This is a genomic window from Gracilibacillus caseinilyticus (assembly GCF_022919115.1).
GTDB classification, from domain to species: domain Bacteria; phylum Bacillota; class Bacilli; order Bacillales; family Amphibacillaceae; genus Gracilibacillus; species Gracilibacillus caseinilyticus.
Genome location: NZ_CP095072.1, coordinates 652069 through 665524 on the forward strand (window position 1 = coordinate 652069; position 13456 = coordinate 665524).

Consider the following 13456-nt stretch of genomic DNA (forward strand, 5'->3'; position numbering starts at 1 on the left):
CTTCATTGCTAAATTTTAATACTATCCTAACATAAAAAAACACGACCTCACGCATTGATAGTGAGTCGTGTTTTTTGTTCATTCTTCAAAAATTGAAATACCGTATCGATTACGATTTCTTTGTCATCACCTAAGCAAATCAGATGTTTCGAATCACCAAAATACATTATCTCGCTTTCTGAAGGAATTTCTTTATCCAAATATTGTACCGCTTTATATGGAACCATTCCATCTTGAATGCCTTGCGCAATAAAAACAGGACAGCGAATTCTCTTCAAATATGGTTTGGTAAATTTCATGCATTTCAAGAATTCTGAAACAGCTTTCAGTGGAACAGATCCCGACTTACTCCGGTAATGATTATACAACGGGTCTTGTTTCAAAGTTTTTCGGATTGCTTTTTGTGCAAATTGAATGAAATCCAGACCCATTTGAGAAACACTGATATATTTTCGTGAGGTAGATAGCAGGACTAGTTTTTCACAGGCATATTTCGCTGCTAAATATGCCGCAATCATCCCACCCATCGAAAAACCAATTAAATATATCTCCTGATGAGATTCCCTTAACTGCAAATACGCCCTTTCTGCTTCGTCGATCCAATCTTGATAGGTAACATTCATCAAGTCCAGATCTCTCCCTTGACCCAGGCCGTGTCCGGGTAAGCTAGGTGTCACCACTTCCCAGCCAGTCTGTTCTGCAATATGTACAGCAAGTGGCTCTACTTCGTAAGGACCACCAGTAAATCCATGTAGTACAAGACAAGCAGTCATCTCTTCATTTCCTCCTACCAATAAAGTGAGACTTCAATCAGTGGGGGTTTTGACCCCCACTGATTGCTAGCGAAACTTATCAGGAAGTTATCGTCCGTTTATCCCCCACTTAGCTTCTTATTTATCTCTCGAATCTTGAAGTGGGGGTATTACGGACGGTTAGCGCCGTGATAAAGATACGTAATGCAAAAAACAGAGAAATCCTTGCCGGAGAGGACAAGGATACAAGTTACTTATTTTTGAAAAACCTTTAAGATACTCCCTACGTTCTTAAACAATGGTGATACTTGTTGATACGTATTAGCCAATTGATTAACTGTGTGAAACACCTTATCGAAATCTACTTCACCATTCTTATCTTGAAAATAATGCATCATTGGATTATTCTGTTTCCCGAAAAAGGAAGATGTTGGCGTATGAAAACCATCATATGGATCTGGCACCACTGGCTTTTGATAATATTGGAAAGGTGTCATTGGTAAAGGTGATGTATAGGTCGGTGGCTGATACGGATTCATATTTTGTTGTTGGTAGGGATTATAATATTGCATAAAGCCATTATTTCGTTCATCCATGAACTTCCCTCCTTCTGCTGCTATTAGTAATAGCCTATGCAACAAAAGAGGTGTTGGTTCATCTACACATTTAAAATTTGGTTAATTCTATCCTTGTTGAATCCTATAATCTGGTAATAATTATCAATGATAACGGCAGGCGTAATATAGATATCATGTTCTTGCAGTTCTGATAAATGACACTTATCCTCTGTCGTATTTTTCACATCGAAGCTGATGTCCAGGTTACTAATGTAATCCATGATCTGATCACATTCTTCGCAATTATCACTAACGTACAAACTAACATGCTTATGTCTCAATATATAGATCCTCCTAATTGTTTGATCTATATATTATTACCCATCAGGTCCCTTCATCAAACAAAGATCCCTCAATCTCTTTTGGTCAAACTATCTGCATAAATTCCTAATTTTTTCAATAAACGGATCGTTTCCTGCTTTTCTGATTCATCAAGCCCAGCTGTAATCACTTCAATTTGCTTCCAGTGCTCTGGAAAGATTTCGTTCAATAATTGCTGACCACTTGTTGTGATCGATGCATAGGTAATTCTTCGATCATCAGGTGAGGGCGTACGTTTCACTAATCCTTTTTTCTCTAATTTATCGACTACATATGTAATACTGCCACTTGCTAATAATATTTTATCACCGATCTTCTGTAATGGCTGTTCTCCTTGATGATAGAGCAATTCCATTACCGCAAAATCAGTAGTATTCAAACCGTGTCCGCGTATATCTTTCGCAACCTGATCAAAAACCGCTCGATATGCTTTAGATAGTACCACAAATAATTTCAGTGAGGGGTCTTGCTTTTTCTTTAGGTATGCGTTTCTTTCCTGATCCATCCCTCTCATCCTCTCTATCTATATCTATGTATGAATCGTATTATATGCAATCTGCCTTAACTAGTCAATTGTTGTTGGTTAAAAATGCTAATGATGTAGTTGGTGACCATTCCTAAACACCATACTAAAATAATGACCGGATACGCCATAGAAAGAGCAAGGATGACAAAAGTAATCAGTTGCCACATACGATTCATCACAGGTGTATGATGCCATTTATTGTGAAGCTTCTGGATATTGATATTTAGCATTTGCTTAAACAAAAATAACGTAGCCAAATAGATAAACAGAAGTTGCCCCATTAACAACAAATTCACATCATTTGTCACCAATAATATCAATGTTATCATACCAAATACAACAACACCTATTACTAAGGTAGTTTGAATAAATGCTTCTTTGATGATATCTAGCCTCCAAGGAATGCTGTGAAATAATTTGTCCGTAAATATTAATCCAAATAAGCTCAGCATCGTTTGTATAAAGATAAAAACAGACAACATCACACCGATTCCTTGCAAAATGTCATATTCTAATGACAGGACAATCATCGCTGACAGAATACATCCCAACATATACATGACAACCTTCAATTGGGTAAGAATTGTTTTTCTCCATAATTTGCGCAATAACCTATCTGGTTTTGCATATGGAAATGGAGAACGATTCATTCTCGATGTGAGAATCGTAGAAATGATGTAGTTTTTTGTTGGCTTTCCTGCGAGCTGATCCATTCCACTCATTTTTTGGACAAAAAACATATTCCACTCTTTTTCATCGCTTTTCTCAATGACTTGCGGCCAATTTGCACTTTCTATTCTTTTTGGCCATAACCAAATATTCACACAGGCCATTAGTAGAATGAATAGCATACTAAAAGGTAAATGTACGTCGAGCAATACATACGTCATTCCGAATAGTCCAAATAAAACTACTGTTAGGCCATAAACGCTCATTTTCTTGAAGCTGCTTAACTGAAATAAACGCCACTGCGGAATAATGGTTAATACCAAGACCAAGAAAATAGCACAAAACCATTTTACTAAGAATAAGGAAGAAAATGGTGTCAGAGCTAATAAAGACAAGAAGATCAGCAACAGTATAAAATGATTTCTAATTATTCCTTTAAACGTAATATACCATATATCTTTAATGGAAAAAGGCAATGCTGTTAATTTCCATTCTGCACTTGTAATTTTTATACCAGCATGCTGAAATGCCATCGCTAGCCTACTAAGCGTCACCCCTATCAAAACCAACGGTAACATTGGATCAATCGTTGTCTCGACATTGGCAAAAACAGTCGTCATTTGTCTCAACATATCAAAACCAATGATCAAAAAAAACATCGCAAATAAGCCGCAGTAAATACTGATCGTCCAATCAAACGCAACCCCAAATGCCATTTTATACAATTTTAATTTTTTGTTTATGCGCTTTTTCTTCAAAAAGCGCATCATCCGTCTCGTTTTTTTCATGCCTTCCCTCTCCTTGATAACAAACGAAAATCTCCCATAGCACCTTGTTCGGCAATCTCACCATCATGAAGCATGACGTAAGAATCTGCCATTTCCTCCATTCTTTCCAATTGATGGGAGGTAAGTAGGATACTGGTCCCGCTTTTGGCTTTTTCGATTAGAAGAGTTTGTAAGTGATGGGCAGCATGTACATCTAAGCCCATAAACGGCTCATCTATTAACAAGAGTGGAATATCAGGCAGTAATGAGCATATCGTTTGGACCTTTTGCCGCATTCCTTTTGATAATGCTTCTGGATATTCATGAAGTTTATCAGAAATCTCAAATAACGCTGCCAGCTCTTTGGCTCGCTTTGTAAATAGATCTTCTTCCAGCTGATAACTTTGTCCATATAGTTGGAAATGTTGAAATACTGTTAATTCGGGCAATAAGAAAGGTTCTTCGGGTATGTATGCCAGCTGTTTTTTATAGGATATAAAGGATTGATCCTGGTCAATATCATTAATGTTTATCTTCCCTTGTGCTTTATCGTGCCACCCCATAATCGTTTTCATCACAGTAGATTTCCCCGCCCCATTATGACCAATCAATCCGACAATGCTGCCAGCCGAAACAGTAAAGCTTACATCCTTCACAATGAGCTCCACCCCTATTTTCACTGATACGTTTTCAAGCGTTAACATGGATAACATCCTCTCATTCGGTATGTTACTCGTGCTGTATCAATCAAGATGCAGGTACAGTATATACGTTTAAAAGAGGAAAATGGTTTCAATACATGATCAGTTGTTTCGTTTGAAATGGAAAAGATAACTATATGTTAATGTGGGAATTTTAATAGGTTTATAGTGATAGGATACCGCTCCGCCCAACCACTTTGCGTCCTGCAGGAGTCTACGTGGTTGGCCTGCGCTATGGTATAGATCATGAGGTAACATATTGATTGCTATCCTCATGCTGATCAAGCATAATATTAAAGGAAACCTTACTAATTAATTCTTAAAATAGTACTCATTTTCACTACTTCAATTAACTTTATGACGAGGGATACTATGCTTTCTTTGGATAAAAAAAAGAGACAGCTTTTTGCTGTCTCCTAAGCTAATTCTTCTTGCAAGAATTCCAGTACATCATCGGGTGTTTTCGTATAAGCACTGTGGCGATGGGCTAGTTTTTCACCATTTTGGAAAATAAGCAAGCTTGGGATACCCATTACATCATATTTTTCCGCCAGGCCTTGCACCTCGTCACTGTTGAGTTGATACCAATCATAGTTATTATATTGTTCGATAATCTCTCCAATAAACATGTCCATTCGCTTACAATCCGGACACCAGTCTGCATAGAATTTAATGATAACCGGCTTGTCCGATTGGATGATCTCATTAAATTGATCTGCTGTTTGAATAGCTTCCATGTTCCATACCCCTTTTTCTGTATTAGTTGTGCTCCTCTATAAAAGCTAGCATCTTCCACTGAGGAACGCAACTTTTCTGTTTAATATTCAACTTTTCCAAGAAAGTATGCAAAAAGCAATCCACCAGCAAAGGTAACCACACACATCAAGACCCCTAAGACACTTGCCGGAAATCCTGGGAAGATAACGAATATAGAGCCAATTACCATCCCGATGACCACTGCATAAGTAGCCGTTGGAAATCTTGAGAGGAAAAAGTGAATCAACTTACTCATCAGTACTAATCCTAGTAAAATTCCAATACCCACTGTGATGATGACAGGAATATTAAAGTCATCGATCGCACTAATAATAGTCGAATAGGAACCTATAATCAACAGTAAAAATGACCCGCTAATCCCTGGTAAAATCATAGCAGCACTTGCTAAGAACCCTGATAGAAACAACCAAAGGTAAGTAGACGCTTCGAAATCTGTAACAGGGGCAGGCTCTCCAGTCTGAAAGAAAACCATCGATCCAACAATTACGAGCCCTATGAAAACTAATAATACATGATTTGTTTTAAACGTTTCTTTTGCATTAGATTGCTGAAAAAGAAACGGCAGTACACCGATAATCAACCCTAAAAATGCAAATTGCGTTTGTTGCGGATAATGTTCAAACAACCATTCAATCAATCCTGCCAAAACAAAAATGGCTGTTACAATACCAATACCTAATGGAATCAAAAACATTAAATGCTTCTTAAAATCCTTACTAAAAAAACCATTAATCGCTTCAATCAATTGATCATAAATTCCTAACACAACAGCAATGGTACCACCGCTTACTCCTGGTACTACATCACTTGCCCCCATTAACATACCACGATATATATTTCGCCATTCCATGCTTCATTCTCCTTATTCTATAAACTGTAATCCTTCTATATTTTGCGATACATGTTGTTTGATTTCTTCTAAGTGCACCTTGGCATCCGAAAGCTGTTGATTGGTTACATTCCCCAAAGGTAACACTTCTACATTTGTCATGGTGTCATCAATCATTTCAAATTGGACAAAAGTTGGCAGAAAAGCTGGAGTATGAACGCTCACTGAATCTCCTTGTTTTTCTACTGTAAATTGAAAAATACCACCAATTCTGCGATTCAGTTCGTACTGTCCGGACAGAAAATTGCCCAGAGAATAAGCGACTAGTGTTTTGTTTCCTTGTTCTCCTTCAACCCACTCTATCGGTTGAAGCACATGCGGATGATGACCGATCACCACATCTGTTCCCAAATCTGCTGCAAACTGAACTAAATCTTGCTGTTCCTGATTCGGCTGGCGCATATATTCCTGTCCAAAATGATAACTTACAATTGTAATATCCGCCAGTTTTTCTGCTTCTAGTACGTCACTTTTAATTTGCAAACGGTCGATCTGATTCACCAGATACTCTTTGCCGTCTGGTACAGGAATTCCATTGGTACCATATGTATAACTTAAAAATGCTGCAGAAATACCAGCATCTGTTTCTATGACTCTAATCGTATCCTGGTCGGCTTGACTTTTAAATGCCCCCGTATAACGCAGACCGATTTTTTCATAATAATCGATCGCATTATGAATAGCCACTTCCCCTTTATCCAAGGTATGATTGTTGGCCATCGTAACTAAATCCACACCCGTCTTTTGGATATCATCAGCCAAATCAAAAGGGCTGTTAAATCTCGGATAGTTGGATAACCCTAGCTCTTCACCACCCATAATCGATTCCTGATTAGCCATCGCAATGGTCGGTTTTTGCAAATAATTCTGCACAGGTGCTAACATCGATTGAAAATCATAACGCTCCCCATCCCATGCATCATTATATACTCTATCATGAATCAGCAAGTCACCAATGGCAGCAATCGTAATTGCTTGTTGATAATCCTTTGCCGATCGCTCTTTATTATCCATATGGTGAGACTGTCCTTTATATTCCTGATCAGCCGTACACCCTGTTATTATTAATAGAAGGATAATCATAAGATGATACTTCATCTGCAACCAAGCTCCCTCCGTAAGTCATCTTTATTCTATCATATTTGACTTGAAAAGTTTGTCAAATATGAAAAGAATATGATGAAACCACTCACTTCTTCAGGTCATATTTTGCCCGAAGACTTTCTGGAGCCATTTTGATCATTTGTTGCAAAATTAAACCTACAATCATTACATCATCCAAAACACCAAATACTAATAAGTAGTCAGGAATTAGATCAAACGGGAAAACGATATAACCCACCATTAACAACACACTTGCCAACTTAACGAGCAACGATACTTCTTTTGACAGAAAGAACTCTTTTAAAAACGGCAATGATTTACGAAATTTAACTAAAAATTTTAGTCTGCTAAAAAACCGCATGATATACACCCTTTTCTTAATAGAAATCCTTATTATTATACCCTTCATGTACGAGCGGGAAAAATGAAAGCTCAGCTGCGTATTCTATCTCTTCTTCTTGCATGCAACTCTATCTAACGGGCTAATAATACATTCTATCGGACACTTCTCTGTTCAGAGGGCTCACTTTTGTACGATTGACTCCTTCTATTGGGCATTTTACTATTATGGAAGCATTCTTCTGTTCAGTTAGTTATTTTCCTTTTCTTCTCATCTATCACCCTTATATTTTATTTTCGCCATAGATGCCTCATTTTTGGAGGGATGACGATAATTTTTTAAAAAATGCACGAAATCAATTTAAAAAAACCAGTGAGCGCTTGCTCACTGGTCTCATTATAATTACTTTTTCTTAGCTGCTTTTTCACGTTCGTTTTTGTTAAGGATTTTCTTGCGAAGTCTTACGGTTTCTGGTGTCACTTCACAATACTCGTCATCATTTAAATATTGGATAGCTTCTTCTAGTGACATATTACGTGTTTTACGGATTGTTGCAGTTTGATCTTTTGTTGCAGAACGCACGTTAGTTAAGTGCTTTTCTTTCGTAATGTTAACCGTTAAGTCGTTCTCACGGTTGTGTTCGCCAACGATCATTCCTGCGTAAACATCTGTACCTGGCTCAACAAAAATCACCCCACGGTCTTCTAAGTTCATAATACCGTATGTTGATGCTTTACCATTTTCTAAGGCAACAAGTACACCTTCACGACGTCCGCCTACTTGACCTTTTACAAACGGGGCATATTCATCGAACGTATGGTTAATAATGCCGTAACCGCGAGTTTGTGTCATGAATTCTGTAGCATAACCAATTAAACCACGAGATGGTACTTTGAATTCCATACGTACTTGACCAGTACCATGGTTCTGCATATCCAACATTTCACCTTTCCGTGCACCTAACGACTCCATAACAGCACCTGTATAATCTTCTGGCACGTCAATCTGTACACGTTCTACTGGTTCACATTTAACACCATCTATTTCTCTAATAATAACTTGTGGCTTAGAAAGTTGAAGTTCGTAGCCTTCCCGTCTCATGTTTTCTACCAGAATCGACAAGTGTAATTCACCACGTCCCGATACGATCCAGGCATCTGGAGAATCTGTTGGGTCAACACGTAAACTAACATCTGTTTCTAACTGCGATAATAAACGTTCTTCAATTTTACGAGAGGTTATGTGTTTACCTTCCCGACCAGCGAACGGACTGTTATTGACAACAAAAGTCATCTGTAATGTCGGCTCATCAATACGTAAGATCGGAAGTGCTTCCTGGTGATCGTTAGGACAAACTGTTTCACCTACGTTAATGTCCTCCATACCTGCAAGAGCGATAATGTCGCCTGCTTTTGCTTCTTCAATTTCAATACGCTTTAAGCCGATAAAACCGAATAATTTAGATACTCGGAAGTTTTTCACAGAACCGTCTGTTTTCATAAGTGCTACTTGTTGGCCAACTTTGATCGTACCACGGAAAACTCGTCCCACTCCAATACGACCTAAATAATCATTATAATCAAGCATTGTAACTTGGAATTGTAATGGTTCCTCACCATTATCAACAGGCGCAGGGATCTTTTCCAAAATCGTTCCAAAAATTGGCTCCATTGTTTCCTGTTGTTCTTCGTCAGGAAAACTTGATGTTCCGTTTAATGCTGATGCAAATACAACCGGAAACTCCAATTGATCATCGTCAGCGCCTAACTCGATAAATAAATCCAGTACTTCATCTACAACTTCGTCTGGTCTCGCGTTAGGACGGTCAATTTTGTTTAACACGACAACTGGTTGCAGTCTCTGTTCTAATGCTTTCTTTAATACGAAACGAGTCTGTGGCATACATCCTTCATAAGCATCTACCACAAGTAATACCCCGTCTACCATTTTCATGATACGCTCTACTTCGCCTCCGAAGTCAGCATGTCCTGGTGTATCTAATATATTTATACGCGTATCTTTATAATTAATCGCTGTGTTTTTGGCTAAAATCGTAATACCGCGTTCTTTCTCAATATCATTGGAATCCATTGCACGTTCTTCCACTTGTTCGTTCTCACGAAATGTACCAGAATAACGAAGTAACTGGTCTACTAATGTCGTTTTACCGTGGTCTACGTGTGCAATAATCGCAATATTGCGTAGTTCTTCTCTCAATTGCGTCATTTCATTCTCTCCTCTTATAGATGCATTGATCGTTTAACAACTTATCTAGTATATCATAATAGTCAGTAATTGGTAGCCTTAATCATCATTTTTTTCAAAATCTATAAAAACGATGGTAAAGCGTGCTCCACCTTTAGGGGCATTTTCGGCTTTAATAGATCCGCCAGAGCGTTCGACAATCGCACGGGCAATCGCTAAACCTAGTCCTGTTTCACCACTTTTCCCTTTGACAAAACGGTGAAATAGTTTGGAAAGAAGCGCTTCATCAATACCCTTGCCATCATCGGTTACCTGGATGAACAGCCGCTTATCTTTCACATAGGCCGAAATCGTCACTTTTTCCTTAGCATGGCGAATCGCATTGGCCACAATATTCATGACCGCTTGCAGCATTTTTTCTTCATCTACAAATAGTTGTGCCTTCTCCAGACCTTTATCATCAATCTCAATACCTTTATCATTTGCAATCGGTACAGCTCTATCCATTACTTTTCTCATAAAGGACTGGATCGCCACTGTTTCCGGATGATATATATCTGTCTCACTATCTAATTTCGCCAGCAAGATAATTTCATTAATAATTTTCTTGAGACGATGAATTTCATCTACCATTACTTGCAGCCCGCGATCTGCTTCCTCTCCTTCAAAAATACCATCTCGAATTCCTTCTGCATAGCCCTGAATTGCCATAAGTGGTGTTTTCAACTCATGACTGGCATTTTGGAAGAAATGATGCTGAGACTGAATAAAGCTATTTAGCTCATTGGCCATCTCCGTTACACTTTGCTCTACCTCCTTAATTTCACCAGTCGCCTTAATTTCTTCAATTTGATCGAATTGCCGTTTTTCGATTTTTTTCATTTGGTGCCGCAATTTGGTTAAAGGGGTTACCAGTCGTCTTGTTAAATAATGACTAAGTAAAACAGCAACTGCGATACCAATAAGAAAAATTAACACTAACCTGTTTACAAGGCTATTCCGGACTTCCTGAAGATCATCTAATGGAGTTAGCAGAACTAATTGCTGAGTCGCTTCTGGTGAGTAAAAAGGGATGATCGACACAACAAAGTTTTCTCCACCCGCTTGCCATAATGGTTGATCCTGGTCCTCGAGATTATATTCGTCGACCCATCCTTTAATGGTATCAATATCTGGAATCGACGTAAAAATAATACTATCTGAACCTTGATCATAGGCAAACACCTGCAAGTTATACTCATCAAGTAATTGAGTAAGTTGTTGTACGTTTGAAGAATTGTTCAAATCTTGATACAAAACAAAATTCACGATAAGTTCTCCTTTATCCTCTAACTGTCTCTGCTCATCTTTGATCAGCATCTGCAACATCTGAGAGTAAATCGTAACCCCGGATATCGCCATAACGACAACTAGTAAGGTTGTAAAGGCAATCGTCAACTGTGATTGTAATTTCATTGGGCATCCTCTTCATAATGCAGACGGTAGCCATATCCCCATACCGTTTCTACCGGTAAATCCTCCATTTTTTTGCGCAATCGTTTCACTAGGTCATCCACCGCTCGATCACTGCCAAAGTAATCCTCACCCCATACCTGAGTCAGTAATTCTTCACGAGAAAAGGCCCGATTCGGTTTTCTCGCAAAAATCTCTAATATATCAAATTCCTTTGACGTTACATCCACTTCTTGTCGTTTCCAATATACTTGCCTTGCTGCCTGATCAATTTCCAAATCAGCAATTTTAATGACAGCATTCTCGGTCTCACTGGTAATCGGCTGGGCAACTGCTCGTTTAAAAAGCCGTTTGACCCGTGCCACAAGTTCGCGAGGACTAAAAGGTTTCGTTAAATAGTCATCACTACCTAATTCCAAGCCTAAAATTTTATCTACTTCTTCATCCTTAGCCGAAATGATAATAATCGGAATTTCGCTCATTTGTCTTATTTTTTTACACAATTCATAACCATCCATACCAGGCAGCATAATATCCAATATCCACATATCGGGTTGATGCTCTGCAGCCTTATCCCAAGCATCCTCCGCATTTTCCATTAACGTAACTTGAAATCCTTCTTTTGATAAATATGCTTTTACAATATCTCTAATATTCGGATCATCTTCTACAATAAAAATTTCCTGATTCATCAGATTTCCACCTTTCTCGGCAACTCGCAATCATCATAAGCTTATTTTCTCACAATTACAACTAAAAATGAAATGTAGATGTTTACGATATTTTTACTGTGGTAAAAGTATTTATAGGGCATTCCGACTGATTATTTACACAAATATTCTACATTTATCACATTTTTATGCCATAAGTCTTATGTACAATAAAATTATCAAATCATTAAACCAAACCAAGAAAGGTGTGAATAGATATGAGTCAAGATTTCAATCCATTCGATCAAGAAGAAAAAGAACAAGCTCCGCAAGTAAAGGAAAAGCATGAAAAAAAGAAAAAAGATGCCAGTTTAAGCAAGATGCTTTTTAGTGGGGTAGCAGGTGGACTTATTGTGGCACTATTTAGTGGCGGTATTTTTATTTCGATACTAGACGATCAGGAAAGTAATTCAACGGATGTAGCTTCTAATTCTACGGAGCAAACCGAATCATCTTCATCTGATCAAGAAAGCGTTCCAACCACTAACATAGCAAATGAGGAAGATGAAGCAACAACGACGAACAACGCCATTCAGCAAGTATCCGATGCAGTGGTTGGTGTATCCAACATCCAGCAAGTGAATCTCTGGGAAGAATCAAATGCATCAGGAACTGGATCAGGAGTTATTTATAAGAAAGAAGGCGACTCCGCGTATGTTGTAACGAATAACCACGTTGTGGAAGGCGCACAGGAAGTACAAATCACACTAACTAACGGTGAACAAGTAAAAGCTGAAATTCTAGGAACAGATCAACTCACCGATCTTGCTGTATTAAAAATCCCTGGAGACCAAGTAGAAACTGTCGCAACACTAGGCTCTTCTTCTGATGTTGGAGTTGGTCAGACAGCAATCGCAATTGGTAACCCTCTAGGTCAGGACTTTGCAGGATCTGTAACGAAAGGTATCATTAGTGGGGTTGAACGTTCTGTGGATGTGGACCTCAACGGCGACAACCAGCCAGATTGGACGACAGAAGTCCTTCAAACAGATGCAGCGATTAACCCAGGTAACAGTGGTGGTGCATTAATTAACAGTAAAGGGGAAGTCATTGGTATTAATTCGATGAAAATTGCCCTTGAGTCAGTAGAGGGAATTGGCTTCGCTATCCCTATTGATGATGCAAAACCAGTAATTGAACAACTTGAAACAGATGGTGAAGTAGTTCGCCCATTTGTAGGTATTAGTGCCGTTGACCTTTCTACTGTGCCGGAACAACATCGTCAACAAACACTTAACTTAAGTGATGATGTTCAAAATGGTTTAGTTGTAGCACAGGTACAATCAGGTTCACCAGCTGCGAACGCAGGCTTACAACAGTATGATGTTGTTACAGCGATCAATGATAAACAATTGGAGTCCATGCTTGATCTGAAAACGTATCTGTACAATGAAACAGAAATTGGCGAAGAAGTGACGGTTACATTCTATCGCGATGGCGAAAAACAGACCGTCAACTTAACACTAAGCGAACAAGGTAATTTATAGAAGAAACACATCCGGTGGCAAAAAAGTATAGTAGTAAAGTGGAAAGCTGAACATGGCATAATTGTTATGTTCGGCTTTTTTTATGCTATGAATATATAATGCGAAGTAAGTCGAACCAACTTTCTCCCTTTGATGTGTG

14 protein-coding genes are annotated in these 13456 nt (G+C 38.5%); 1 reads left to right on the forward strand and 13 read right to left on the reverse strand.

Translation table 11 applies throughout. From position 1 onward, the window contains the following. Positions 1 to 47: 47 nt before the first annotated feature. The 13 genes from MUN88_RS03140 to MUN88_RS03200 form a co-directional block, all read right to left on the reverse strand. The gene (locus MUN88_RS03140) at positions 48 to 773 is read right to left on the reverse strand and encodes an alpha/beta hydrolase (protein ID WP_244720718.1); all 726 of its coding nucleotides are present in this window, start codon (positions 771 to 773) and stop codon (positions 48 to 50) included. Between the two features lie 233 nt (positions 774 to 1006). Continuing rightward, positions 1007 to 1348 carry a YppG family protein gene (locus MUN88_RS03145; protein WP_244720720.1) on the reverse strand — a complete coding sequence of 114 codons (342 nt, stop codon included), beginning with the start codon at positions 1346 to 1348 and terminating at the stop codon, positions 1007 to 1009. Between the two features lie 62 nt (positions 1349 to 1410). After that, positions 1411 to 1650, reverse strand: coding sequence for a thioredoxin family protein (locus MUN88_RS03150; protein WP_244720722.1), 240 nt, complete (start codon positions 1648 to 1650; stop codon positions 1411 to 1413). 71 nt (positions 1651 to 1721) lie between these two features. After that, complete coding sequence (locus MUN88_RS03155) at positions 1722 to 2195, reverse strand: MarR family winged helix-turn-helix transcriptional regulator (RefSeq protein ID WP_244720724.1); 474 nt, start codon at positions 2193 to 2195, stop codon at positions 1722 to 1724. A 56-nt stretch (positions 2196 to 2251) separates the two neighbouring features. Further along, positions 2252 to 3673, reverse strand: coding sequence for a hypothetical protein (locus tag MUN88_RS03160; protein ID WP_244720726.1), 1422 nt, complete (start codon positions 3671 to 3673; stop codon positions 2252 to 2254). Continuing rightward, entirely contained in the window at positions 3670 to 4356 is a 687-nt protein-coding gene (locus MUN88_RS03165; protein ID WP_244720728.1) for an ABC transporter ATP-binding protein, read from the reverse strand. The genes MUN88_RS03160 and MUN88_RS03165 overlap by 4 nt, the downstream gene beginning before the upstream one ends. A 413-nt stretch (positions 4357 to 4769) precedes the next feature. Next, positions 4770 to 5090: a thioredoxin family protein gene (locus tag MUN88_RS03170; RefSeq protein WP_244720730.1), complete on the reverse strand. Its 321-nt coding sequence runs from the start codon at positions 5088 to 5090 to the stop codon at positions 4770 to 4772. Between the two features lie 80 nt (positions 5091 to 5170). Continuing rightward, complete coding sequence (locus MUN88_RS03175; RefSeq protein WP_244720732.1) at positions 5171 to 5980, reverse strand: DUF368 domain-containing protein; 810 nt, start codon at positions 5978 to 5980, stop codon at positions 5171 to 5173. Positions 5981 to 5992: 12 nt separating this feature from the next. Beyond that, complete coding sequence (locus tag MUN88_RS03180; protein WP_244720734.1) at positions 5993 to 7117, reverse strand: CapA family protein; 1125 nt, start codon at positions 7115 to 7117, stop codon at positions 5993 to 5995. A 91-nt stretch (positions 7118 to 7208) separates the two neighbouring features. Beyond that, complete coding sequence (locus tag MUN88_RS03185; protein ID WP_244720736.1) at positions 7209 to 7484, reverse strand: YkvA family protein; 276 nt, start codon at positions 7482 to 7484, stop codon at positions 7209 to 7211. A 381-nt stretch (positions 7485 to 7865) separates the two neighbouring features. Then, positions 7866 to 9689: a translational GTPase TypA gene (typA, locus tag MUN88_RS03190; protein WP_244720738.1), complete on the reverse strand. Its 1824-nt coding sequence runs from the start codon at positions 9687 to 9689 to the stop codon at positions 7866 to 7868. 78 nt (positions 9690 to 9767) lie between these two features. Next, the gene (locus MUN88_RS03195; protein WP_244720740.1) at positions 9768 to 11123 is read right to left on the reverse strand and encodes a sensor histidine kinase; all 1356 of its coding nucleotides are present in this window, start codon (positions 11121 to 11123) and stop codon (positions 9768 to 9770) included. Beyond that, positions 11120 to 11812 carry a response regulator transcription factor gene (locus MUN88_RS03200; RefSeq protein ID WP_244720742.1) on the reverse strand — a complete coding sequence of 231 codons (693 nt, stop codon included), beginning with the start codon at positions 11810 to 11812 and terminating at the stop codon, positions 11120 to 11122. Before MUN88_RS03200 ends, MUN88_RS03195 begins: the two co-directional genes overlap by 4 nt. A 236-nt stretch (positions 11813 to 12048) precedes the next feature. On the opposite strand from MUN88_RS03200, the gene MUN88_RS03205 reads away from it, so the two are divergent. Continuing rightward, entirely contained in the window at positions 12049 to 13317 is a 1269-nt protein-coding gene (locus MUN88_RS03205; protein WP_244720745.1) for a S1C family serine protease, read from the forward strand. Positions 13318 to 13456: the final 139 nt, after the last annotated feature.

Excerpts from the sequence above, each read along its gene's own strand:
- MUN88_RS03175 (WP_244720732.1), bottom strand. The coding sequence starts at position 5,980 with ATGGAATGGCGAAATATATATCGTGGTATGTTAATGGGGGCAAGTGAT.
- MUN88_RS03140 (WP_244720718.1), bottom strand. The coding sequence starts at position 773 with ATGACTGCTTGTCTTGTACTACATGGATTTACTGGTGGTCCTTACGAA.
- MUN88_RS03195 (WP_244720740.1), bottom strand. The coding sequence starts at position 11,123 with ATGAAATTACAATCACAGTTGACGATTGCCTTTACAACCTTACTAGTT.
- MUN88_RS03160 (WP_244720726.1), bottom strand. The coding sequence starts at position 3,673 with ATGAAAAAAACGAGACGGATGATGCGCTTTTTGAAGAAAAAGCGCATA.
- MUN88_RS03200 (WP_244720742.1), bottom strand. The coding sequence starts at position 11,812 with ATGAATCAGGAAATTTTTATTGTAGAAGATGATCCGAATATTAGAGAT.
- MUN88_RS03165 (WP_244720728.1), bottom strand. The coding sequence starts at position 4,356 with ATGTTAACGCTTGAAAACGTATCAGTGAAAATAGGGGTGGAGCTCATT.
- MUN88_RS03145 (WP_244720720.1), bottom strand. The coding sequence starts at position 1,348 with ATGGATGAACGAAATAATGGCTTTATGCAATATTATAATCCCTACCAA.
- MUN88_RS03155 (WP_244720724.1), bottom strand. The coding sequence starts at position 2,195 with ATGGATCAGGAAAGAAACGCATACCTAAAGAAAAAGCAAGACCCCTCA.
- MUN88_RS03180 (WP_244720734.1), bottom strand. The coding sequence starts at position 7,117 with ATGAAGTATCATCTTATGATTATCCTTCTATTAATAATAACAGGGTGT.
- typA (WP_244720738.1), bottom strand. The coding sequence starts at position 9,689 with ATGACGCAATTGAGAGAAGAACTACGCAATATTGCGATTATTGCACAC.
- MUN88_RS03185 (WP_244720736.1), bottom strand. The coding sequence starts at position 7,484 with ATGCGGTTTTTTAGCAGACTAAAATTTTTAGTTAAATTTCGTAAATCA.
- MUN88_RS03205 (WP_244720745.1), top strand. The coding sequence starts at position 12,049 with ATGAGTCAAGATTTCAATCCATTCGATCAAGAAGAAAAAGAACAAGCT.
- MUN88_RS03170 (WP_244720730.1), bottom strand. The coding sequence starts at position 5,090 with ATGGAAGCTATTCAAACAGCAGATCAATTTAATGAGATCATCCAATCG.